This is a genomic window from Vibrio sp. MED222 (assembly GCF_000153005.1).
GTDB classification, from domain to species: domain Bacteria; phylum Pseudomonadota; class Gammaproteobacteria; order Enterobacterales; family Vibrionaceae; genus Vibrio; species Vibrio tasmaniensis_A.
On sequence record NZ_CH902607.1, the window covers coordinates 283762 to 306353 of the forward strand.

24 protein-coding genes and 1 pseudogene are annotated in these 22592 nt (G+C 41.9%); 19 read left to right on the forward strand and 6 right to left on the reverse strand.

The annotated features are described in order from the left end of the window. Positions 1-20 precede the first annotated feature (20 nt). Positions 21-1493 carry a tryptophanase gene (tnaA, locus tag MED222_RS13580; RefSeq protein WP_009846536.1) on the forward strand — a complete coding sequence of 491 codons (1473 nt, stop codon included), beginning with the start codon at positions 21-23 and terminating at the stop codon, positions 1491-1493. 166 nt (positions 1494-1659) lie between these two features. Here the strand turns inward: tnaA and MED222_RS13575 are convergent, their stop codons facing one another. Continuing rightward, positions 1660-2544, reverse strand: coding sequence for a LysR family transcriptional regulator (locus MED222_RS13575; RefSeq protein ID WP_009846537.1), 885 nt, complete (start codon positions 2542-2544; stop codon positions 1660-1662). Between the two features lie 256 nt (positions 2545-2800). Between MED222_RS13575 and MED222_RS13570 the strand changes: the two genes are divergently transcribed. Further along, positions 2801-3040, forward strand: coding sequence for a hypothetical protein (locus tag MED222_RS13570; RefSeq protein ID WP_009846538.1), 240 nt, complete (start codon positions 2801-2803; stop codon positions 3038-3040). A 213-nt stretch (positions 3041-3253) separates the two neighbouring features. Continuing rightward, entirely contained in the window at positions 3254-3571 is a 318-nt protein-coding gene (locus MED222_RS13565; RefSeq protein ID WP_009846539.1) for a Dabb family protein, read from the forward strand. 92 nt (positions 3572-3663) lie between these two features. Here the strand turns inward: MED222_RS13565 and MED222_RS13560 are convergent, their stop codons facing one another. After that, positions 3664-4875 carry a DUF3103 domain-containing protein gene (locus tag MED222_RS13560; RefSeq protein WP_009846540.1) on the reverse strand — a complete coding sequence of 404 codons (1212 nt, stop codon included), beginning with the start codon at positions 4873-4875 and terminating at the stop codon, positions 3664-3666. Between the two features lie 324 nt (positions 4876-5199). Continuing rightward, the gene (locus MED222_RS13555) at positions 5200-7023 is read right to left on the reverse strand and encodes a M4 family metallopeptidase (RefSeq protein WP_009846541.1); all 1824 of its coding nucleotides are present in this window, start codon (positions 7021-7023) and stop codon (positions 5200-5202) included. Positions 7024-7694: 671 nt separating this feature from the next. Here MED222_RS13555 and MED222_RS13550 point away from each other — a divergent pair. Both MED222_RS13550 and MED222_RS13545 read left to right on the forward strand, forming a co-directional pair. Continuing rightward, positions 7695-8438 (forward strand): hypothetical protein, encoded by a 744-nt coding sequence (locus MED222_RS13550; RefSeq protein ID WP_009846542.1) that lies wholly within the window; start codon positions 7695-7697, stop codon positions 8436-8438. A gap of 36 nt (positions 8439-8474) precedes the next feature. Beyond that, positions 8475-9422, forward strand: a complete 948-nt coding sequence (locus MED222_RS13545; protein WP_009846543.1) for a RelA/SpoT domain-containing protein — start codon at positions 8475-8477, stop codon at positions 9420-9422. 45 nt (positions 9423-9467) lie between these two features. Here the strand turns inward: MED222_RS13545 and MED222_RS22460 are convergent, their stop codons facing one another. Next, complete coding sequence (locus tag MED222_RS22460; RefSeq protein ID WP_009846544.1) at positions 9468-10424, reverse strand: IS110 family transposase; 957 nt, start codon at positions 10422-10424, stop codon at positions 9468-9470. Positions 10425-10819: 395 nt separating this feature from the next. On the opposite strand from MED222_RS22460, the gene MED222_RS13535 reads away from it, so the two are divergent. Beyond that, a complete protein-coding gene (locus tag MED222_RS13535) occupies positions 10820-11119 on the forward strand; it encodes a hypothetical protein (RefSeq protein WP_009846545.1) in 300 nt (99 codons plus the stop codon). Then, positions 11109-11636: a hypothetical protein gene (locus MED222_RS13530; protein WP_009846546.1), complete on the forward strand. Its 528-nt coding sequence runs from the start codon at positions 11109-11111 to the stop codon at positions 11634-11636. Before MED222_RS13535 ends, MED222_RS13530 begins: the two co-directional genes overlap by 11 nt. 22 nt (positions 11637-11658) lie before the next feature. Here MED222_RS13530 and MED222_RS22465 read toward each other — a convergent pair whose 3' ends face one another. Further along, positions 11659-12615, reverse strand: coding sequence for an IS110 family transposase (locus MED222_RS22465; RefSeq protein WP_009846547.1), 957 nt, complete (start codon positions 12613-12615; stop codon positions 11659-11661). Between the two features lie 492 nt (positions 12616-13107). Between MED222_RS22465 and MED222_RS13520 the strand changes: the two genes are divergently transcribed. From MED222_RS13520 to MED222_RS22640, 12 genes and pseudogenes are all read left to right on the forward strand, one after another. After that, positions 13108-13584, forward strand: a complete 477-nt coding sequence (locus MED222_RS13520; protein ID WP_009846548.1) for a GNAT family N-acetyltransferase — start codon at positions 13108-13110, stop codon at positions 13582-13584. A gap of 95 nt (positions 13585-13679) precedes the next feature. Next, the gene (locus tag MED222_RS13515; RefSeq protein ID WP_009846549.1) at positions 13680-14156 is read left to right on the forward strand and encodes a hypothetical protein; all 477 of its coding nucleotides are present in this window, start codon (positions 13680-13682) and stop codon (positions 14154-14156) included. 29 nt (positions 14157-14185) lie between these two features. After that, positions 14186-14566 carry an MmcQ/YjbR family DNA-binding protein gene (locus tag MED222_RS13510; protein WP_009846550.1) on the forward strand — a complete coding sequence of 127 codons (381 nt, stop codon included), beginning with the start codon at positions 14186-14188 and terminating at the stop codon, positions 14564-14566. Positions 14567-14860: 294 nt separating this feature from the next. After that, a complete protein-coding gene (locus MED222_RS13505; protein WP_009846551.1) occupies positions 14861-16279 on the forward strand; it encodes an SLC13 family permease in 1419 nt (472 codons plus the stop codon). Between the two features lie 6 nt (positions 16280-16285). Further along, positions 16286-17641, forward strand: a complete 1356-nt coding sequence (locus MED222_RS13500) for an ATP-binding protein (RefSeq protein ID WP_009846552.1) — start codon at positions 16286-16288, stop codon at positions 17639-17641. Continuing rightward, on the forward strand, positions 17628-18101 hold the full coding sequence (locus MED222_RS13495) for a response regulator (protein WP_009846553.1): 474 nt from the start codon (positions 17628-17630) through the stop codon (positions 18099-18101). The genes MED222_RS13500 and MED222_RS13495 overlap by 14 nt, the downstream gene beginning before the upstream one ends. Positions 18102-18420: 319 nt before the next feature. Beyond that, a complete protein-coding gene (locus tag MED222_RS13490) occupies positions 18421-18921 on the forward strand; it encodes an opioid growth factor receptor-related protein (RefSeq protein WP_009846554.1) in 501 nt (166 codons plus the stop codon). 221 nt (positions 18922-19142) lie between these two features. Continuing rightward, the gene (locus MED222_RS13485) at positions 19143-19355 is read left to right on the forward strand and encodes a hypothetical protein (RefSeq protein ID WP_009846555.1); all 213 of its coding nucleotides are present in this window, start codon (positions 19143-19145) and stop codon (positions 19353-19355) included. An 86-nt stretch (positions 19356-19441) separates the two neighbouring features. Then, on the forward strand, positions 19442-19909 hold the full coding sequence (locus MED222_RS13480; protein ID WP_009846556.1) for a cold shock domain-containing protein: 468 nt from the start codon (positions 19442-19444) through the stop codon (positions 19907-19909). Between the two features lie 46 nt (positions 19910-19955). After that, positions 19956-20462, forward strand: a complete 507-nt coding sequence (locus MED222_RS13475) for a GNAT family N-acetyltransferase (RefSeq protein WP_009846557.1) — start codon at positions 19956-19958, stop codon at positions 20460-20462. A gap of 85 nt (positions 20463-20547) precedes the next feature. Next, a pseudogene (locus tag MED222_RS22635) lies at positions 20548-20979 on the forward strand (GNAT family N-acetyltransferase); the annotation flags it as partial. Continuing rightward, positions 20977-21459: a tetratricopeptide repeat protein gene (locus tag MED222_RS22640; protein WP_032555233.1), complete on the forward strand. Its 483-nt coding sequence runs from the start codon at positions 20977-20979 to the stop codon at positions 21457-21459. The pseudogene MED222_RS22635 and the gene MED222_RS22640, both read left to right, overlap by 3 nt. Before the next feature lie 99 nt (positions 21460-21558). On the opposite strand, the gene MED222_RS13470 is transcribed toward MED222_RS22640, so the two are convergent. After that, positions 21559-22587 (reverse strand): methionine synthase, encoded by a 1029-nt coding sequence (locus MED222_RS13470; protein ID WP_009846559.1) that lies wholly within the window; start codon positions 22585-22587, stop codon positions 21559-21561. Between the last annotated feature and the right edge of the window lie 5 nt (positions 22588-22592).

Below are 22592 nucleotides of genomic sequence, written 5' to 3' on the forward strand. Positions count from 1 at the left end.
ATGTATAGAAAGGTACTATTATGGAAAACTTCAAACATCTACCAGAGCCGTTTCGTATTCGTGTTGTAGAACCAGTAAAAAGAACAACCTCTGCATATCGTGAGCAAGCCATTGTTGAAGCGGGCATGAACCCATTCTTACTGGATAGTGATGATGTGTTTATCGACTTACTGACAGACAGCGGAACCGGATCTATCACCCAACGTATGCAAGCCGCGATGTTAATGGGGGATGAAGCTTACAGTGGTAGCCGCAGTTACTACGCATTGTCGAATGCGGTTAAGGATATCTTCGGTTACGAGTTGACGATTCCAACACACCAAGGACGCGGTGCAGAGCAGATCTACATTCCGGTTCTTATTAAGAAGCGTGAAATGGAGAAAGGGCTCGACCGAAGCAAAATGGTCGCTCTGTCGAACTACTTCTTCGATACAACACAAGGTCACACCCAAGTGAATTGCTGTGTGGCGAAAAACGTTTATACCAAAGAAGCGTTTGATACCTCTGTGAATGCGGACTTCAAAGGCAACTTCGATGTGGTGAAGCTGGAAGAAGCGATCTTAGAAGCGGGCGCAGCCAATGTTCCTTATATTGTGAGCACCATTACCTGTAACTCTGCTGGTGGACAGCCAGTGTCCATCGCCAATCTAAAAGCCGTGTATGAAATCGCTCAGAAGTACGACATTCCTGTGATCATGGACTCGGCACGTTACGCTGAAAATGCCTACTTCATTCAACAACGTGAAGCGGGTTATCAGGATTGGACAATCGAACAGATCACGCGTGAGTCTTACAAATACGCGGATGGCTTAGCCATGTCTGCTAAGAAAGATGCCATGGTACAAATGGGCGGCTTGTTGTGCTTTAAAGACGACTCTTTCATGGATGTGTACACAGAGTGTCGAACCTTGTGTGTCGTGCAAGAAGGCTTCCCAACTTATGGTGGCTTAGAAGGCGGCGCGATGGAGCGTCTTGCGGTTGGCCTTTATGACGGTATGCGTCAAGACTGGTTGGAATACCGTATTGGCCAGGTGCAATACCTTGTTGACGGCTTAGAAGCGATGGGCATCGTGTGCCAGCAAGCAGGTGGTCACGCTGCGTTTGTGGATGCGGGTAAACTGCTTCCTCATATTCCAGCAGGTCAGTTCCCAGCACATGCTTTGGCGTGTGAACTCTATAAAGTCGCTGGTATCAGAGCGGTTGAGATTGGCTCATTGCTGCAAGGTCGCGACCCAGCAACCGGTGAACAACACCCATGTCCTGCTGAGTTATTGCGCCTTACCATTCCTCGCGCGACCTACACACAAACGCACATGGACTTCATCATCGAAGCATTCGAAAAAGTGAAAGAGAATGCTGGGAAAGTGAAAGGGCTCGACTTTACCTACGAGCCACCGGTGTTAAGACACTTCACCGCGCGCTTGAAAGAGGTAGAGACCAGCGAGAAACAAACAGAAAAAAAGAATGAACAAACGCTCGAAGAAGCATTTTAAAATAAAAACATAAGCGAATAGTCACTAGAACCCTAATCAAAGGCTCCCTCGGGAGCCTTTTCTTTTTTGGATGATAGGGGAGTTATGTCGTTAAGCAGCTAAGCCTTTAAGCTTTTACGCTTTTAAGTACTTAACCCGTTAATCATTTAGGCCTTTAGATGTTGAACTATGCTTGCTTGCTTTTCAGCGTAGACTTTAGCATTTGGAATAGCCATTGATTCAAAGGCGCGTCTTTCTGTGAACGACGGCAGCTCATCACATAACCCACATCGATCGTCAGTTTTTCGGGTAAATCAATACTACGACAGCCTTCTGGTACGCTGCCATTGAGGGTGATACCAAAATAGTCGGATTTGAACACAACATCGTGAATCATCGCAGGGTGGTCGACTTCCACTCTTGGGTTGACGTGAAATCCGATATTCCTAAGGCGATCAAGGATCGGGTATTTATTGTCATTCCATCCCGGGGTTTTAAATAGAATGATTGGGTAGTTGGCGAGCGACTCAAAGTCTTTCGCTGGATGATCCTCTCTCACGAAGAACACCACTTTTCCTTTGCCGAATTCCATTTGAGAAATTGACTGTGGCAAGGTTTCATCAAAGTAATGAACCGCTATGGATTCTTCGCCGTCGATGAGCCTGTTCCTCACATTGCTTCCCCACCGAACGAATGAGTAGTGAGCATGCGGGGCTTCTTTACTCAGAGCAAAGTAGAGCTTCGAGCCAAAGCGCTCCCAGAACAGGGTATTTGCGTAGATTTTGATATCACCTTGGTAAGTTTCTGGCGAAAATACTTGGTGTTTAATAGCTTCAATACTGCTGAGTATCTGCTCAAAATTTTCGATGTTGGTTTCAACAAAAGTCGTGGGTTCAAACCCGTTTTTGGTTTGAATGAACAGTGGATCGTCGAGCTGTAACTTTAATTTCGAAAGGTTCTTGCTGATCGCTCCGGAGGTTTTTCCTAGCGACTCCGCAACCAGTCCAACATTGCGAAGTTCATACATACGCTTGATAACGAGGATATTTTGAATGTCTAGATTGATGTCCACAGGCTCTCCAAATGAATCCTTTTATAGGCAGTAATTTCGGTGCGGTAGGCGTGCTGAAATTATGTGACTCTAATATCATAGTGCCAATAAAAATCTTATAAGACAGCACCGCGTCAGAACTTCGCTAATCCCTTGATTTTCCGTTTGGTAAATCTTGCTTTTCCTCGAATGGCTTTCACTCAAGCGCTAAAGTTACCCCAACAAATAAACACAGATATCAAACGAACAAATAATTAAAAATAATATGAGGTGATGTATGAACAAGTTTATCGCACTAGGCTTGATGGCTCTTTCAATGAACACAGCTTTCGCTGCTGACGGAACGTATACCGGTACTATCGACATGGCAACGAGCGAAGCTAATCAAGTAAAGGCTGAGCGTGTTGAATCTGACTTAACACTGGAAGGAAGAAATGAAGCGTCTAACGGCGGAATCCAATTCCAAAAGAACGTAGATCAAGACCAAACGATCCAGCTTACAGGTCGTCGTGATTAACGTTAAAACGTGCTTACCATTGTCATGAGAAATGCTGCGCCCTCGGTGCGGCATTTTTCGTTATTGGGTTGTGGAGTATTTTATAAACTCTAGTGATCTAGCCTTGGCATGTTGTGTAACGTGTGGCATTTTGTTGTGCTCTAACTTTAGATCGCTATTGGGAGTTGGTTAAGCATTACAAACCAGTAAGCGAACGACTCGAAAGGACAAGGAATGACTCAAAAAGAAACGGGAATGATTCGTCATATTTTACTGATTAAGTTTAAAGAAAACGCTGAGGCTTCAGAGGTTCAAAAACTAAAGATGCTGTTTGAAGCGATGCCAAACAAGGTTGAAGGGGTCACTTCAGTAGAATGGGGATTAAATGACAGCCCTGAAAACAAGAATCAAGGTTATACCCACTCGGTGTTAATGACGTTCGCCGATGAAGAAGGCCGCCAGAATTACCTTCCGCACCCTGAGCATGATGCGCTGAAAGATGTGTTTCGTCCGCTTTTAGAAGACATCATTGTGTTTGATTACTCCTTGTAATTAGGTTCTGAGTAGATTTTTTGTGTTTGACTTACCTTCGATAATGAAGAGTTAGGGCCTAGCGATTAAGCCCTAACTAAATAAGAAACGACTTACTCTGTTGGTGAAATGGTGACTGGTGCAAACGATGCGACAGCATTTCCGCCTGCGCCCGGACGGTCTACATAAGGTGTGTTCTGCATTAAGGTGTAGTACACGTCCACGAAGTCGTCATCATTGACTAATACGCCATCAGGAATCACATCGATAATCTTGCCTGTGATCTGAGGGATGATCGCATACCCCTGAACTTCTGGATCAGGAATCATCTTCAGTATCTCTTCTGCGGCTTGAACCAAGAGTTTTGCTAACGCTTTATAGTCAGTACCATCATCCTGCTCCATCAAAATCATGTCCGCAGCTCCCCAGCGGTAGCGAGGCCAGAAGATGACGGTCTGGTTTGGGTAGTACGTCTGTTTGTCGTAGTCCAGATAAGGCATCTCAACGAGGTCGATCTGGGGCTCTAAACGACTTGAATCGACTCCCGTCACGATAGCGTAGATTTCCGCTTTACCAGAGATCCAAGGTTCTTGGTCGACGGCTAAACGGATTTTGGTTAATTGTGTGGTATTCAACGGCTCAGGCTCTGACAAGGCCATCGAGCGACGTGCCCTGTTCATCAAAGACGGTTTTTGAGGTTTACTCTCGGCGGCATTGGTATCGCTATCGGCATTGATTTGCGTTGTAGTACCCAGCTTTTGCATCTCTGCCTGCATCGCCATTAGGCCTGCTTTGAGCTCTTCAGCACCGTTACTATCAACCACAAACACTGGGACGTCTGGCATTTGGTACACGTTTAGTTCGTGAACCTGCCCATACACATCATAGGCTTCGATGTATTGCCAGTTTGAATCATCGCCTGATGGTTCGAAAGCAAACAGCGGGTTTTCACCATTCTTCCAAGCTTCGATCATCGCTTCATCAGCCATGCGAACCTCTAACACAGAGTCGCTGAAGTCGTTGATCCCTTTCATCTTGCGATAACCAAGATCCGCTTTCTGCATCCGGCTTGAAAATGCAGAGTAGGGCTGAGTAGAGCTCAATTTATCTACAGGCGCGGATAAGTTCTTTTCTGAGATCTGAGCCTTCAATGAAAGCTCAAGATCGGAATAACGCTCGCTGATTTGTAACGCCAGAGATTGCTTTTGCGCAGCGCTACTTTCTGCAATACCTAATGAATCAGTTGTCTCAATATTTTGCGCAAAAGACTGGAAGCCAACCACTGTCGTTGCAAGCACCATACTGATAGGAAAAGATGGTCTCATAAATAATCCTTATTTTAATTTTTATCATTAATAGAGCATTTGCCCTATAAGGATTAACCTATCAGTAACGTGAATGTGTTCAAAAGTTAGTCAGTTATTTTTGTTTCGTTGTGCAGCACAGGATCTCAATTTAAACTGTTTTTATAAAATAATACCTAAGCAACCTTGATATTTATAAATTAATAAACGTATCAGTAAATAACTTTCAATATTATTAGCTACTACGGTGTGTCATAAAAAAACCTACTCAAAGTGAGTAGGTTTTTATTTCGCGGTTAACCGCTAGTTCTCGATTCACAACTTGTTTGAGAGGCTCGCTCCAACTCAATCTAAACGTAACGTTAGGCCAGAGTAGTTCGAGTATCCGCGCAGTAACACATGATAGGTCACACCCGGTTGAGCGCTCACACTACACTGCTCATTGTTTCCAGCACGGTAAGGGCGACAGTCGTAACTTGATGTTGTTGGCTTGCTTCCCGATTTCACATAAAGATCGGCATCACCTGAACCACCAGACATTGAAACCGTCACGCTGGATGCAGAATCAACAGTGAACGTGTAGAAGCTCTCTGAAGATTGGTTCCCGCTTAGGTTCGTAATTGGTGTGCCTTTCGTCAGCACATTGCCAGTTGGTGGCGTTGAACCACAACTCGCATTCACGCCTACGGTATTAAAAGCATCTTCAACATCGGCAACCACATAGCCCATGTCTGCAGCGGCTTTCGCTACGCCACACGCACCGGCATCAAAGGTACTGTTTGCCGTCCAATACAGTTGGTTTGCGACTGTGAATATTTCAAAGCCCTTACGTACATTCCAACCCGATTTGTTCGCTAAAAGGTAAAAGGCGCGGTTATAAACACCGCTAGATAAGTGAACGTTCAAACCATCGTAGTATTGAGAGGCGTGATCAATCGAGCGGCCATCTTTTGAAGGTTGATCAAAGTAACGCAAGCCGCCTTCTGATTTGAATATATCGCTTCCGACCACCCAATCGACATTACCACGCAGGTAGTATTCAGCCGCTTCGCCTGCAATATCGGAGAAGGCTTCATTGATACCGCCCGACATGTTTTGGTACACAAGGCCGGAGTTTTGCTCGGTGAATCCGTGGCTAACCTCGTGAGCACTCACGTTGATATCGACCAATGGGTAAAAGGTGTTTTTGCCATCCCCAAATGTCATGGATGAGCCATTCCAAAAGGCGTTTTCATAATCGGTACCGTAATGAACGCGCATCGTCAGCTGGAAAGTTAAAGGCGACGTGTTCATCCACTCTTTGTACATATCGAATACGACATTACCAAAATAGTGCGCATCGTTAAGAGGCGAGTAAGCCCCGTTGATGTATTTATGATCGGTGTAGTTAGTTCCGTCGGCACAGTTGTAGCTGTAGGCTGCGCTGCCAGACGTTCCGTTCCTCAAATCGACTGTCTTAACTGAATCATTTTCTAACGTACAAGTAGTGCCTGTTTTGTCGATGGGAAAGCTAGGGAAGTCACTGCCATATTCATATCGAGTGGTTTTGAGGTTGCCACCTGGGCCAGTACCTAGTGCTTTAGCGTGGTTTAGTCCATTCCATTTTTGGAGCACATCGCCAGTCGTAGCATCAATAAAGTAGAAAGGGCGCTCTGGCATTGAGGCCGCGATAAAGAAATCGACCAGATACACCACTTGGGCGACTTGGTTCTCATCCAATCTCACCATCAGTTTCGCGTTTTTATTTTCAATCGACTTTTTGCCGACAGTAAACGTGCGGTGAGAGGAAATAGCGGCTTCAATCGCTTGTTCCTCATTCAGCTTTGGTGCGATGCTGGACAAGTCTCCACTGATCCCTTGTGCCATTGAACCGAATACTTGAGTGGGTTGGTTCTTGGAAAGGGTGGCGACAACGGAGGTATCAAAGACGGGTAAACCTAGGTGAGTTTGTTGATAGCGGACTTTGGTTTTTCCATTGGGCAATACCACCCGCTTAACTTCTGAAAAACCTAATTCAAGTGGAGCAACACTCTTCGACTGAGCGACGAGGCTTTGTTGTAGTAATGCATCATTATCGACTCTGACCATTTCTGCAGCGTGTGCATTAAAGCCAAAAGATGTACCTAGAATAGCTGCTATTTTCCAGCTTAGTTGACGTTGTTGGTTCATTTTTCGTTCCTGATTTTAATATAAACTCCTTCTTCCCAACGGCTTTATAGGAAGTCTATATGCAACACATCTGTGCCATGTGTTGCGAATCAAGATTGGAAGAGCATTTGGAATTATGACAAGTTTATCAGGGAGATTTATTTTTAGAGTATGTAATTCAAAGTTTACAAAAATCCTTATTGATCAAATTGTTTTTATAAAATCCAATTTTATTATTTATCGTAAACGTATGAAGGGTCGGGAGTTATTAAAATCCGATTTGTTTTAATTTATAGAATGAAAGTATCTAAGTTGAAGCCGATATTTTTCTGATTTTATCTTAATTACAGATTGGTAAATAACTGATTTTTTGAAGTGGGGATATTGTCTTTATTGTCAATAGTAAACTTGTTTTAACATTACTACTAAGCACAGTTCTCAACTTTTCTACATTTAGTTTTGTTAGACATGAAAATTCTACATTTTCTTGTTCAATCACAAATTAAGAACGATAAGTCATTGTTATGAGTAAGGTAAGTCGATTAAGATAGGCAGCATAGAAAACTAGGCGGAACACTCTGCATTTAAATATAAAAAATTTCTGTCTAATAGCTGTTATAAGCCTTAATCAAAAAAATCACTCGAATTAATGGTACAATGCCAATTTACTACTTTTACGCAGAGAGTTAATCGTGACTATAAGAAAAATATCGATAGCTATGGGAGTTACTGTAGTTTTTATCATTTTTGGCTACCTAGGGATATTACTTTATCTAACTCAACCCATATCAAGCTACTCTATGTCTAGTGCGGCTATATTGGGAGATAGTTTTGGAATTGTAAACGCTCTTTTCTCAGGCTTAGCGTTCGCAGGCTTGATTATTACAATTCTCATTCAAAGAGAAGAGTTGAATGAATCAAGAGAAATATTTAAGGCACAAAAGTTCGATGATGCCTTTTATAGAATCCTTGATTTCTATAGAAGCAACCTTAATGAAATAACAATAACAGTTGAAAAAGAAAAGTTAACTGGTATCGCTGTGTTATCTCATCAGTTAAGAAAATTTCAGTCTATAATTAAACTCCCTAAAGAAGGTTCATTCAATGATGATGAGTCAGAAATAGTGTTTGAGAAAATAAACTATACATTAGTCCACCAATCAAGATATTTAGGCACCTTAGAGAGTTTGTTGTTACTTGTTACTAAAGATATAAGTAATGTTGATGAGAGAAGGTTTTATATAAAGTTAATTGCTTCTCAATTAACTGTTCATGAGGTTAAGTATATATTTTACCGTTGCCTTTTTATGAGTACAGATAGCGATTTAGTTAAACTCATGTATGAATCTAAATTGTTACAGTTTAGAATTTCTGACTCGGATATACCTAGGCAGTATATAAATTTGTATAATAAGAAACATGGCGAGAGCTTGTGAAACTATGAAGGTTAGCTTAGGCTGATAGGTGTAAAAATGGCTTATAATCAAAGTAGAAATGCAGTACTAAATAAAGAAGAAAGATTAGGCATCCGTTATTTAAGATTTCTTCGATGTGTTACTTATCATTTAAAATCCGGTGAGTGCTTTCAGGCTAAATTGCATTCATTAGATTCAGGTTTTAAAACGGAGCCAAACCCTGAAATAGCAAATAAAAAGCTATTGTCAGCTTTAGAAGTATTGGAAAGCGGTAAAAGCCTCTTTAATCCTGCTAAGGTAGGGCAAAATGTGCAATTAGCTAATAATCATAGCTTGGTTTTTGGTAGTGGGCAGTATGACCGGCTGTATAAAATACTTGATTGGCATATTTTATTAAAAGTTCAAAAAGTAGAAGAAAAGAATAGACTGGTCACTAAGAAGGATATAAAGAATGAATTTGGCAAAGAATATTCTGAAATATCCCCTGTATTAAATTCTCTACAACTAACCACATCAGATTTGATTAATAAAAAACTACATTTCATTAGAAATGAACTAGCTTTCGAACCTCAAATCAGAGTTAAGTCATGGGATTCTACAGTCGATAAACTAGCTCGTCTTAATTCTCGCTTTGAAAAGCTGACAGAATTGCAGGATTTATTGGGTGTTCGAGTCGTAACAATATTCGAAAGCGATTTGTTGGAAGTGGAAAAAGTTATTGGGAAAAGTTTTTCTGTGGTCAAAAGATATAGACCTGAATACATTGCTAATAAAGAAAGTAATGCGAAGCATATTATTATCAAGCTCAAAAACTCAGAGACTAAAGATCAAGTGATTGCAGAAGTACAGATTATGACTCTATCTCAATTCTTACTTAATAGAGTTTCTCACAAGTTACACTATAAAAATGTTGCAAAGAAGAAGAAGAAAGTAGGATTAAATAGATTATCAGCGCTACTCGATGTAGTAGATTCCGAGATTGAACGATGCTTTGATGGTCGTTAAGTTCTGCACAATCAGGCTTATAACAAACGACTATGGCGTCAATGATTAGTTTTTGGCTGTACTTTCATTCCACATGGCGCCATCTCTCAGCATAGAGTTTAGGGTCACAACCATCTTTCGAACACACGCGATTATTGCGACTTTCTTAGGCTTTCCGGCAGCTAAAAGTCGAGCATAAGTCGCTTTGAATACGGGGTTACATTGCATGGCTGACATCATTGCCATATATAACACTGTGCGTACTTGCGCTCGACCGCCTTGGATCACGCGCTTACCTTTGTAGCGCCCACTTTCGCGTGTTATTGGAGCGACACCAATCAGTGATGCTGCTTGTTTATTCGTGATGTAACCAAGTTCAGGTACGTTGCTAATTATTGATGCAGCGGCAATGTTTCCTATTCCTGGGACGCTTTGCAATATTGTGTTTTTAGCTCGGTATTCAGGGCTATCTTCAATGAGTTTAACGAGCTTTTCTTCTAACTGGGTGATTTGATTTTTTATTGTGGTTAGCATTGGTTTGATAGTCGGATGGAGAGAGGCGGGAAGTATCTGGATTCGGTTCTTTTCCATGGTTTGCATGGATAACAACTGATTTCGGCGAATGACTAAGTCACTCATTAGGCGTATGTTTTTTTGCTTTATGACAGTAAGAGCTGGTTTGATTGCTTCTCCATAGTGAGCGATCAATTCTGCATCTAAACGATCATTTTTGGCTCTGCGGCCAATAGCACCAGCGAATCGTTTTATGTGGACAGGGTTTGCTCTGACAATAGGTAGTTGAGCCTCTGCACATGCAAGAACAAAAGGCATTTCTAATCGGCCTGTAGCTTCAATAACGATTCGTTCAGGACTGTGACTCTTAATCGTTTTGAGTGCTTTTTTGATGCCTTTATCATTGTTCTCTACTGAGAAAAATAGGTCTAGTGGCCTGATGTGGATGTCTAATTGTGTTTTGCCGGTATCAACTCCAACGTTGATGCTTTGATTGATTTTGGTATTCATAATAAGCTAACTCATGCTTGCGTAATGCGGGTTCGAGACCCAGTCGACTATTCGAGGTTTATGCTTGAAGTTCTATGTAGCGTTCATGTTTGTTATCGGTCTCTCGATAGAGGAGCCAGCGTTTAAACGAACTACTACATAGAAAGCTTTAGTTGCAGCTAAAGCCTGGGTCTCACATTACCCGATTGGAGTGCTTATTATCCATACAAACAATTTAAGAGTGATTCAGCACGCTTGGCATTTTTGGTTTGGGTTTAGTTCAGTGTTTACAGTAGTCAAATTGGGTTCTGTGGTAGCGTGCTTCACACCTTAATTGGGCGTTAGCTTTCTGAAGGTGTAAGCCTAAAACTATGCTGTTATAATTGAAACGTATTTGTATTTTGAGAAATGAGACGATGAAGTTTACGTTAGAAGGTAATGACTGTATGCCACCTATTTCAGGTGGCTATCTACTTATTTATCGCGGTTCTGAAGAAATTACGGTTGTTAGCGTACCATCTCCTAACTTTACAGCAGATCGCTATAGGGACAGTGTGAGCGAAAACTATGATTCGTTTGAAGACGAGAATGGTAATGAGTTTAACATTAATGTTTGGTCTTCCAATGTTGGCGTTGATTGGACGCTAGATGTTGTGACTGCGGATGGAACGTTAGAAGAGCAAATTAGAGTGGAGTACCATGCTAATGAGTTCTGATACGGCATTTGATGTATATCTCAATACTTTCACTGAAGGACTTACACAAATAAGAGCGCAAAGTCGAGATAGTTTTCACAACCAATTGTATTTTTCAAACGTGATAAGTTTAATGGAACAGTATCTTTCAAACCTGTTCATTTTTGAGATTACTAATTCTCCTGAATCACTCCGAAAACTAGCCAGCCATGACAAGTTTCGTTCTGCTACCGTGACGGTTCCTTTTGCTTTAAACAATCCTATTGATGAGTATCTGATACATTCAATGAAAGCATTGGTATGGCATCGGCTTAATGATGTTGAAATGTATTATAAAAAAGTTCTTGGCATTCGTTTCAATATCAGTAGAGAGTTATTAAAACAACTTGAGTTACGCCATGACCTTGTGCATCGAAATGGTAATACTTTAGATGGTGATAAAGTAGATATAACGGATGGCGATCTAGACCGATGTATAGCTTTAGTGGAGCCATTTGTCCTTGATATTCACGCAAAGTATGTAGCCCAAAAAAGCTAACAAACGACTATGGCGTCAATGATTAGTTTTTGGCTGTACTTTCATTCCACATGGCGCCATTTCTCAGCATAGAGTTTAGGGTCACAACCATCTTTCGAACACACGCGATTATTGCGACTTTCTTAGGCTTTCCGGCAGCTAAAAGTCGAGCATAAGTCGCTTTGAATATGGGGTTACATTGCATGGCTGACATCATCGCCATGTATAAAACGGTTCGTACTTGCGCTCGACCGCCTTGGATTACGCGCTTACCTTTGTAGCGACCACTTTCACGTGTTATTGGAGCGACACCAATCAGTGATGCTGCTTGTTTATTCGTGATGTAACCAAGTTCAGGTACGTTGCTAATTATTGATGCAGCGGCAATGTTTCCTATTCCTGGGACGCTTTGCAATATTGTGTTTTTAGCTTGGTATTCAGGGCTATCTTCAATGAGTTTAACGAGCTTTTCTTCTAACTTGGTGATTTGATTTTTTATCGTGGTTAGCATTGGTTTGATAGTCGGATGGAGAGAGGCGGGAAGTATCTGGATTCGGTTCTTTTCCATGGTTTTCATGGATAACAACTGGTTTCGGCGAATGACTAAGTCACTCATTAGGCGTATGTTTTTTGGCTTTATGACAGTAATAGCTGGTTTGATTGCTTCTCCATAGTGAGCGATCAATTCTGCATCTAAACGATCATTTTTGGCTCTGCGGCCAATAGCACCAGCGAATCGTTTTATGTGGACAGGGTTTGCTCTGACAATAGGTAATTGAGCCTCTGCACATGCAAGAACAAAAGGCATTTCTAACCGGCCTGTTGCTTCAATAACGATGCGTTCAGGACTATGACTCTTAATTGTTTTGAGTGCTTTTTTGATGCCTTTATCATTGTTCTCTACTGAGAAAAATAGATCTAGTGGCCTGATGTGGATGTCTAATTGTGTTTTGCCGGTATCAACTCCAACGTTGATGCTTTGATTGATTTTGGTATTCATAATAAGCTAACTCATGCTTGCGTAATGCGGGTTCGAGACCCAGTCGACTATTCGAGGTTTATGCTTGAAGTCCTATGTAGCGTTCATGTTTGTTATCGGTCTCTCGATAGAGGAGCCAGCGTTTAAACGAACTGCTACATAGAAAGCTTTAGTTGCAGCTAAAGCCTGGGTCTCACATTACCCGATTGGAGTGCTTATTATCCATACAAACTGTTCAAGAGGGATTCCTAACGCTTAGCATTTTTCATTCCATTGTTGAGCTTAGTGATTTGGCCAGAAGCATTTAAGTCTAAAGCTAATGAGCTTATTGGTTCGCTAACACAAAGGCTGAAGCATGAGAGCTATGCTTGATCTTGGTAAGTTGGCGATTTTATTGGCAGTGTGAATGGTTTATATTTCCATAATATCTATGTGCTAAAGGAAAATGTTGCGCTGGTACAATGCGTTACATAAATGGGCACTTGGTCGAAAGTATATGAATTAAGGATAATTATGCCGGATATCTCCCTCCAACTTGAACTTGCCAGCACTGCCGATATCCAACAGCTGCAGAAGTCTGCACTCAGCGCATTTGCAGACGATGTGGAAAAATACGGTGCGTTCCCGCCAAACATAGAATCAACAGAGTGGTTCCAAGCTGAGGTTAGTAAAGGCAACTTTTATAAAGTGCTGTACAACAGCGACTATGCTGGGGCAATTTGCGTAGAGTGTGGTGAGCAGAGCAGTATTGAGATCCGATATTTCTACATTGATGTTCAGTATCAAAATAAACATATTGGCTCTCAAGCCATGAGCCTTATTGAACACCAGTATTCGCATATCGCAAACTGGACTTTGTTCACCCCTTATCAGTCCTACAGAAACCACCATTTCTACGAAAAGTTAGGCTATATCAAAGTCGGTGAAGTTCAGCCAGACCAATCAGATGATTTCAAGTTGTTTGAATATTCAAAGAGCCATTTAAGTTGAAATAGCGGCATAACAAATGTACACGGCATCTATAACTGATGATTGCTGCTCAATTAGATGTTTTGGTATAGGGAAAATTCAGCTAAGGGAATTAGATGAGTGAAAAAGTGAAAGTAGCACTGAAGTGGCTCAAAGAACTCTTGGATGCTGATGGTGTTGAGTATCAAATTGTCGGAGGGCTAGCTGCAACGATACATGGTGGCAGTCGTGAGATCGCAGACATAGACCTTTATATCCACAACTTTGACGCAAACAAGGTTTTGGCTCGCGTATCGCAATTCATATCTAAGCCGTTAATTCACTATGCAGAATACGGTTGGGATCTCGAGTATTTCCAGTTAGTTTACCAAGACCAAAAAATTGAAATTGGTTTATCTCATAATACGAAGATACAGTCGGCTCTAGATGGATCTTGGCATCAACTCGAAATCGATTTTTCAGAGTCAGTCAGTAAAAGCTATCTCGGTATCGAATTGCCAGTAATCCCAGTTCATCATTTAGTAGAGTACAAGCGAATATTAGGTAGGGAAGTCGATCTAATTGACATACAAGAACTGACGTTAGACATTTAATCCGAGGTTGTGTGCATAAGGAAATGAGTATGAATTACGATGAGTTTAACCATTTTTGCGGGACATTTACTGGGACGAGTCATGTCGTTCAATGGGGCAATTCAGATGTCTGGAAGGTGGGTGGTAAAGTCTTTGCCATTGGTGGTTGGAGTGATGGCAAAAAAGCGGCATTTACTTTTAAGACATCCAACTTAAATTACGATTTTCTCAGTGATTGTGAGGGTTATAAACCGGCTCCGTACTTTGCTAACCGTGGGATGAAATGGATACAGCAAGTTGAAACTTCCGGTCAATTAGACGATGACCTTAAGTATTACTTGTCTGAGTCTTATCGTATTGTTGCTAGTGGTTTAAGTAAACGTAAACAACGAGAGTTGGGCATAGAACACCTATCTGAACCACGCACGTAAATGCTTCAAGGTAGATTTCGGCGTTGACGTAATACTTTTTAATCTTTATCGACAGGCCAGTAGCCCTATGGAAGATCCTGACGACGAGATTAATCAAGTTATATGCAACAGTAAATCACACACAAACGTAGAGGTAGCGCACAGAAACGAAAAAGGAGATATCGCGATTACGTAATCATTGATCTAGCCGATAGTGAGATAGAGATAAGAGGTCGATAATTCGTTGTCGGATCTAAATTAGAACTTTAAATCTAATTTCTAAGTAGTTGTTATCTCAGGAAGAGTTTTTGTGCTATGCGCCACTATATTAAATACATTATCCCTATTTTAATTCCTTTCATTATCCTCGTAATGCCGCTATCAGCGTTTCCATTTGAAGGCCTTACGATTATTCAACAACGCGTTATTGCGATCTTTTTATTGGCGGCATTGTGCTGGGTGTTCGAGCCCATCCCGATCTACGCGACGTCTGTTGTTATTATCGTTCTGCAATTGTTGATGTTGTCGGATAAAGGGCTGATCTTTTTAAGGTTTGAGCATGGGCAGGAACATTTTGGTGAGTTGTTAAAATACAGCGATATCATGGCGACATTCGCTAGCCCAATCATCATGCTGTTTTTGGGCGGTTTTTTCTTAGCGATGGCCGCCACTAAATATCGATTAGACGTAAACTTAGCTCGCGTGTTGTTGAAGCCATTTGGACAAGACCCAAAGTTTGTGATGCTCGGCTTAATGTTGATCACCGGTATCTTTTCGATGTTTATGTCTAACACGGCAACAACGGCAATGATGCTATCTATTTTAACGCCGGTACTGGCTGTGTTTGGCCCGAAAGACCCCGGTCGTATAGCGTTTGCGCTTTGTATCCCTGTTGCCGCTAACATCGGCGGAATTGGTACCCCGATCGGTACCCCCCCGAACGCTATCGCCCTTAAATATTTAGTTGGCGATAACCTCATTACGTTCGGTGAATGGATGGCGTTTGGTGTGCCGTTTGTCGTTATTATGATGGCGTTAGCGTGGTTTTTAATAGGCTTTATGTACAAAGCTGACCAAAAGAAAATCGAGCTAAGCATCAAAGGTAAATTCCTTAAAACGCCCAAAGCCATTGCGGTATACGTCACTTTTGCGCTGACCATCATTCTTTGGTTAATGGGCTCAAGCCATGGCATGAACTCTTATACCGTCGCTCTGATTCCTGTCGCTGTGTTCTCACTCACAGGGATCATCAATAAAGAAGACCTGAAGAAAATTTCTTGGGACGTACTGTGGCTTGTATCAGGTGGTATTGCACTTGGTTTAGCTCTCGATAAAACTGGCTTAGCAAGGCTCGTGGTACACAGCATTCCGTTTGATGCTTACTCACCCTATGTGGTGTTGTTCGGAGCGGCGTTCTTGTGTTTGGTAATGGCAAACTTTATGTCTCATACCGCAACGGCTAACTTGTTAATGCCAATTATGGCTGCATTGGGTTCGTCTATGGCTTCACTCACGCCACTAGGCGGTGAGTTAACGTTAATTCTGGTTGTGACTTTTGCCGCTTCATTAGGTATGTCGCTGCCAATCAGTACGCCACCGAATGCGTTGGCTCATGCCACGGGTCATGTGCAAAGTAATCAAATGGCCAGAATCGGTATTATTTTGGGTGTGGTTGGTGTGCTACTGAGTTTTGTTATGGTGTGGCTGCTACATTCAATTGGTCACATAGGATAACGATACGTGTATCAACAAAAGCTAGAAGCACTTATCGAGCGTTATTTTAATCAGACAGAACGTCGGGTGACGTGCCGTGCCGGTAACACCATTATTGAACAATCAGCGTTAAACACTCGTTTATATTATGTGTTTAGTGGAGAACTGGAAGGTTTTTATACCGAAGCGAATGCACCACGAGTACGCGTGTTTAGCGCGGGTAGTGGGGCTTTTATAGGCGTTCATAGCTTCTTTTCAGGTAATTGGACAGCATCTTCAACGGTTGTTGCTAAAACCGATGTTGAGTTAGCGTGGATCGATAAAGACACGCCTGCAGAAGATGAACGGAAATTTGGCCCTCTTACCGCACAGTTCACACCTGTGATTGTCAATGAGTTGTCGCGTCGTCAACGCCGCGCAACACAAGAAGCGATAGCGAAACAAAAAGCGCTAGAGAAGTTACATACTGCAGAGCAAATGACGACCTTGGGTCAATTAGCTGCAGGGATTGCTCATGAACTTAACAACGCTATTGGTGTAGTAAATAGTAAATCTGGTCGACTTGAAACGGTCATCATGGATCTGCTTGAAGAAGTGCATCCAGAAGCCAGTCAATTTTTCGATTTTGGGTTAATGCATGGTCAGAAAACGTCGTCGTCAGAAGCGCGAACACGTGGGCGACAATTTGAAAGAAAATATGGTTTAGACAAAAACATTGCACGCTCTCTTGCAAAGGCGATTCCAATTGACGCTTTATCTGCAACAGACGTTATTTCAAAACATTGGTTGAAAAACCCAGAAGAAGCGATTCGCTTTTGGCAGATGGGCTGTGATTTACATGATTTACGTTTGGCATCTAGACACACCGTTGGCATCGTAAAATCGGTTAAACAACTTGGCAGAGTTGATATTGACACCGAAGAAGCGGTTGATATTAACGACTCCATTAACCATGCCTTGTCGTTGTTACAAAGTGAGTTACGTAGAGTATCTGTGCGATTGAGCCCTGCAGATTTGCCGACTTTTAAAGGCTCGAAAACAGAGCTCGTTCAGATTTGGGTCAACATTGTAAAGAATGCTTGCGATGCAATGTCGAATTCAGACGATGCTGCAATAGAAATTCAAACCAGATTAAGTAAGAAAAGAATATTAGTTACGATCACGAATAACGGCCCTGAGATAGACGAGGCGACTCGTAGAAAGGTATTTCAGCCCAACTTCACCACTAAAAAAGGTGGTTTATCGTTTGGGTTGGGCTTGGGTTTATCAATCGTTAAGCGGATTGTGGCGGGTTATGGCGGAAGTATCATTGTGAAAAGTGATGCTTCTAAAACTGTATTTAGAATCAAGTTACCAGTAGAGGGTGAACATGGAGAAGCTTAATTTAATCTGTGTCGATGACCAGAGAGAAGTACTGAGCGCAGTGGTACAAGATTTAGAGCCGCTGGCGAGTTGGCTGAATATTGAAGATTGTGAATCAGCACAAGAAGTGCTTGATCTCATTGATGAACTTGACGCAGAAGGCGAACACATTACCGTCATCGTGTCTGATCATGTGATGCCAGGGAAAACGGGCGTGGAGTTACTCACTGAAGTGTTCCATGACAGCCGCTTTCCGAATACAAAGAAAATTCTTCTTACCGGGCAGGCCACTCACACCGATACCATCAATGCGATTAATGCAGCAGGCATCGACCGTTATTTTGAGAAGCCTTGGCAAGCAAGCACATTAGTTGAGTGCATTCGCACTCTTGTCACTGAGTACATATTTGATCAAGGGCTTGATTACACGGACTATCAGAATGATCTCGACCAGCAGGTTGTGTTGAGACGCTTGCGTTAGTCTCTTATGTTAGCGACTTACGCTAGTCACTTATGTCAGTCGCTTGAAATTGTATGCACCAGATAACCCTAGCGGATGCATTGTGTTTTCTTCAGGAACGATTCCCTGAACATATTACAGAGCTAAAATGCGTCGCAGGGTATCAGTGTCGTCTGTTAGAACAGTGAGTTGGAAGTATTAACAAGTATTCCTAACGTGCGGTATTTGGCGTTCGAAGTCAGATCGGTGCTTACAACGTAAAGGACTAGGCTTTTCACGGCTTACTGCGTAATAATGCATTCGCCCACAAGTGGGGGTTTATAGTCAGTAGGATTTGAAAATGAGTGAGATTGCTCGCTTTATATCTGGTGAAGCGCCGGATAAGTTTGGTCGAAATATAGAACAGTTGTTAGCTTACAATCACTTTTGGTTGGAGCATGACCATAAGTACATTCAAGTATTTTTCCCAATAGATGAGGGGACTAAGTTTAATCAACATGCACCGTTGGTTACTCAAGAAGATAGGGCGCTTTTTGCTAATTCAGAAGAGCTTCGCGCTGCTCATATACAAGTGCTTGACCTGATGCTTGAGTTTTGGGGCATGCAGCGAGAGGGTATCGAAATATCTTCGTTGTTACCGCTTAGCCCCGCAAATCATGTATGGCTTAAAAACCATGATCATAACCAACTAAGGTTAACGCGAGCTATTCGTAGTTTATATTTGTTAGGCAATGAGGAAGTTGCGACCAACTTATGTGGCTTCTTGATCGCATCAGCGAACGAAACCGGTTCTGTCTCTGATAAAACGGTGCAATATTGGCGTAATGCGTTAAATGGTTAGAAGTCCGCAATAGCCAGTGGGATTATCGACTTTCAGCACATGACAGTAGCAATAGATTTGATGGTCGTTGGCATTTAACCAATGGCCCGTGTAAAGGCACTTGGTTTATAGAAAAAGCCAATGACATGTAGGGCCGTAAACGCATTATATACTTGGAATAACTTAAACAATTTCCACACGCATGTGTACGATTTAGTTTAAAGATATAGATAGGAAAAACCATGAGGATTGTGATTTTTATCGTTACAGTGATTTTAGTTAAATCAATTGAAGCAAAGTTTGGGCACACCTATAACATCTTTTCAGATCCACTTGATATCAAGTTAGCCGCTCTTGATTTTGTCTTGTGGGTTTCAGTCTACTTTGGTTTATCTTTTGTTTATGAGAAGGGCAAAGGCATCCTGACTAAAATGGGTAAAGTTAAGAGTCCTTAATGGGAAAACTTGAACCCTATTAAGCGTAACGGAATATTGTTAGTGATTTGAACTAAGACCAAGAGACGGTTTGGAGAGGAATAGTTATGAATGGAAAAATTGTTCGATGGGTTGATGAGAGGGGGTTTGGATTCATCAACTCAGATGAATTAAAGGGCGATATTTTTGTTCATATATCCAAATTTCGAAAGGGTTATCGTTCTCCAAAAGTGGGAGATAGCGTTGAATTTCAACTATCACATAGTTCTTCTAAACTCAGCGCTTCGAGTGTTCAGTTAGTTGGTATAGAACCACTCAAATCCAATCCTTTATCACTTATTTTGTCTGCACTTATCGTTGGTCTTATAGGGGCAGCTTTTTATCTTTTTTTGTTAGAGCCAAAGTTAAATCCGGCATATGAGAGTATGGGTTTTAGCTGCCAAGGAAAAATGTACTGCAGTGAGATGTTATCTTGTGATGAAGCAAAGTTTTATTTGGCAAACTGTCCCAATGTGAAAATAGATGGTGATCGTGATGGTATTCCTTGCGAGAGTCAGTTCTGCAGTCACTATTGATGCCTGTTTACTAGTCATTCAAAATAGACAACTAAAAGGACATTACATGGAAATCAGAGTAGGGACATTACCTGATATTGCAGGCATCACCGATATCTTCAACTTTTATATTGAACATACCAATGCGCGCTTTGAAGAAGAGAAGTTGTCGTTGGAAAATCGCCAGCAGTGGTTTTCTCAATTTTCTAGTCAAAGTAAATATCAACTTTATGTCGCGACAGAAGGTGATGCGTTATTAGGCTTCGCGTGTTCTCAGCAATACCGGGTTATGTCGGCATTTGAAGATACCGCAGAGGTCACTATTTATCTTGCGACAGAAGCTCAAGGTAAAGGCTTAGGCTCTAAGCTTTATTCTCAGCTATTTGCATCGATTAGTGATTATGGTGTTCACCGCGTACTCTCAGGTGTTGCTTTACCTAATGAGGCTTCAATAGCACTTCATAAACGTTTTGGATTTCGAGAAGTCGGAGTGTTCAATGAATATGCGAAGAAAAACGGTCAATACATCAGTTCAATGTGGTTAGAGAAGGCGTTAACCAAGGAACCAGATTGATTAGGATGGTTTAAACACGATGCAATACTCTTGGTACTTAAATTACGTATTGCTCAATGTTTGATTTAGAAACAAAGGACACAATATGGAAGTAAGGTTAGTCAAAGGTTCCGATCCTAAGTTCGCTGAATCGATCACTAAAACGAATATGGCGAGTTACTACCAAGCTCGTGGCATCGCTTGGGGTCATAGTCAGTTTTTACGCAGCTGGGATGAACTGGATAACTATGAAGTTTATGTAGGGGATAGCCGTATTGGTGTTATCCGCTTCAGTTACAACTGTGATACAACGTTTCTTAGGGACTTGCAGATATTAGCTGAATATCAAGATAGAGGCTTTGGTTCTAAGTGTCTCGATTTAGCTATTGAACATGCGAACAATCAATCATCGGCTCAGTTAGTGTTGCGAGTGTTCAGTGAGAACCCCGCTATTAAGCTTTATCAATCAAAAGGTTTTACTCAGTTGTCTGAAGTGAAAGGACTCGTTGAAATGGAACTGATTTTAGGAAGAACTATGGACACCATTATCAAACAAGCAATCGAATTGCGAAAAGAAGAGAAGTACCAAGAGTCACGTGACTTGTTGGCAACGCTACTCACTGATGAAAATTATGCCGCGAAAGCGCACTTGCAGATCGCGTGGTCTTACGATAATCAAGGTAAAGAGCGACAGGCGATTGAGCATTATGTGCTATCTCTGTCTGGCGTGCTTTCTTCAGTAGAGCGTTTTGATGCGCTGTTCGGTTTGGCGAGTACTTATCGAAGCCTTGGTCTTTATGCAGAGGCTTTAGGCTATTTCGAACAGACTATGGCTGAATATCCTGACTCGATAGAGGTGAAACCTTTCTACGCAATGTGTTTGTACAATTTGGATCGCCATAAAGAGGCGACGTCGCTGTTACTTGAGCTTTTGGTATCTACGACTAATAGCGATGCGATTAAAGAGTACCAACGCGCGATCTCTTTATATGCTCAAGACTTAGATAAAACCTGGTAAGCCGCTGCTTATAAAGATCATGTACTAATATAGAAAAAGCCTAAGTATTAATAGGATACTTAGGCTTCAAGAATTCGGTTTTAGTTTGAGTTTAAACCGTTACTCTGAAAGTTCTTTACGAACGATCTCTGCGCCAGCGCTTAGCGCATTGAGCTTAGCTGAGGCAATTTCACGAGGAAGGGGAGCCATGCCGCAGTTGGTGCACGGGTAGAGCTTATCGGCATCAACATACTTCAGTGTTTCTCGTAGAGTGTCGGCAACTTCTTCCGGCGTTTCAATTGAATTGGTTGCAACATCGATAGCACCGACCATCACTTTCTTACCTCGAACGAGCTCAAGCAATTCAACCGGCACATGAGAGTTATGACACTCTAATGAGATGATATCGATATTCGACTGCTGAAGCTTAGGAAATACCTCTTCGTATTGGCGCCATTCGGTACCTAGTGTCTTTTTCCAATCCGTATTTGCTTTGATGCCATAGCCATAACAAATATGAACTGCAGTTTCACACTTAAGCCCTTCAATGGCTCTTTCTAAACAAGCAATACCCCAATCGTTCACGTCATCAAAAAATACGTTAAACGCAGGCTCATCGAACTGAATAATATCAACACCAGCCGCTTCTAACTCTTTTGCTTCTTCGTTAAGGATTTTTGCGAACTCCCATGCTAGCTTTTCACGGCTTTGGTAATGCGCGTCGTAAAGCGTATCTATCATGGTCATTGGCCCCGGTAGAGCCCACTTAATTGGTTGATCCGTTTGCTGGCGTAAGAACTTAGCATCTTCGACAAAAACCGACTTTTGACGAGAAACAGGGCCAACGACTGTTGGTACACTCGCATCGTAACGGTCGCGAATTTTAACGGTTTCACGCTTTTCAAAATCCACGCCATTCAGGTGTTCAATGAAGGTTGTTACAAAGTGCTGACGTGTCTGTTCGCCGTCACTCACAATATCAATACCGGCTTGTTGCTGGTCTTGAAGAGAGACACGTAGCGCGTCTTGTTTGCCGTCGGTTAATTCGTCGCCTTCCAGTTTCCATGGAGACCAAAGTGTCTCTGGCTGTGCTAGCCAAGATGGCTTAGGTAAGCTGCCTGCTGTTGAAGTCGGTAATAATGTTTTCATAACGT

Bases quoted from the DNA above. Each gene is read 5' to 3' on its own strand.
- tnaA (WP_009846536.1), top strand. From the start codon at position 21: ATGGAAAACTTCAAACATCTACCAGAGCCGTTTCGTATTCGTGTTGTA.
- MED222_RS13570 (WP_009846538.1), top strand. From the start codon at position 2,801: ATGAACAAGTTTATCGCACTAGGCTTGATGGCTCTTTCAATGAACACA.
- MED222_RS13565 (WP_009846539.1), top strand. From the start codon at position 3,254: ATGACTCAAAAAGAAACGGGAATGATTCGTCATATTTTACTGATTAAG.
- MED222_RS13560 (WP_009846540.1), bottom strand. From the start codon at position 4,875: ATGAGACCATCTTTTCCTATCAGTATGGTGCTTGCAACGACAGTGGTT.
- MED222_RS13555 (WP_009846541.1), bottom strand. From the start codon at position 7,023: ATGAACCAACAACGTCAACTAAGCTGGAAAATAGCAGCTATTCTAGGT.
- MED222_RS13545 (WP_009846543.1), top strand. From the start codon at position 8,475: ATGGCTTATAATCAAAGTAGAAATGCAGTACTAAATAAAGAAGAAAGA.
- MED222_RS22460 (WP_009846544.1), bottom strand. From the start codon at position 10,424: ATGAATACCAAAATCAATCAAAGCATCAACGTTGGAGTTGATACCGGC.
- MED222_RS13535 (WP_009846545.1), top strand. From the start codon at position 10,820: ATGAAGTTTACGTTAGAAGGTAATGACTGTATGCCACCTATTTCAGGT.
- MED222_RS13530 (WP_009846546.1), top strand. From the start codon at position 11,109: ATGAGTTCTGATACGGCATTTGATGTATATCTCAATACTTTCACTGAA.
- MED222_RS22465 (WP_009846547.1), bottom strand. From the start codon at position 12,615: ATGAATACCAAAATCAATCAAAGCATCAACGTTGGAGTTGATACCGGC.
- MED222_RS13520 (WP_009846548.1), top strand. From the start codon at position 13,108: ATGCCGGATATCTCCCTCCAACTTGAACTTGCCAGCACTGCCGATATC.
- MED222_RS13515 (WP_009846549.1), top strand. From the start codon at position 13,680: ATGAGTGAAAAAGTGAAAGTAGCACTGAAGTGGCTCAAAGAACTCTTG.
- MED222_RS13510 (WP_009846550.1), top strand. From the start codon at position 14,186: ATGAATTACGATGAGTTTAACCATTTTTGCGGGACATTTACTGGGACG.
- MED222_RS13505 (WP_009846551.1), top strand. From the start codon at position 14,861: ATGCGCCACTATATTAAATACATTATCCCTATTTTAATTCCTTTCATT.
- MED222_RS13495 (WP_009846553.1), top strand. From the start codon at position 17,628: ATGGAGAAGCTTAATTTAATCTGTGTCGATGACCAGAGAGAAGTACTG.
- MED222_RS13490 (WP_009846554.1), top strand. From the start codon at position 18,421: ATGAGTGAGATTGCTCGCTTTATATCTGGTGAAGCGCCGGATAAGTTT.
- MED222_RS13485 (WP_009846555.1), top strand. From the start codon at position 19,143: ATGAGGATTGTGATTTTTATCGTTACAGTGATTTTAGTTAAATCAATT.
- MED222_RS13480 (WP_009846556.1), top strand. From the start codon at position 19,442: ATGAATGGAAAAATTGTTCGATGGGTTGATGAGAGGGGGTTTGGATTC.
- MED222_RS13475 (WP_009846557.1), top strand. From the start codon at position 19,956: ATGGAAATCAGAGTAGGGACATTACCTGATATTGCAGGCATCACCGAT.
- MED222_RS22640 (WP_032555233.1), top strand. From the start codon at position 20,977: ATGGACACCATTATCAAACAAGCAATCGAATTGCGAAAAGAAGAGAAG.
- MED222_RS13470 (WP_009846559.1), bottom strand. From the start codon at position 22,587: ATGAAAACATTATTACCGACTTCAACAGCAGGCAGCTTACCTAAGCCA.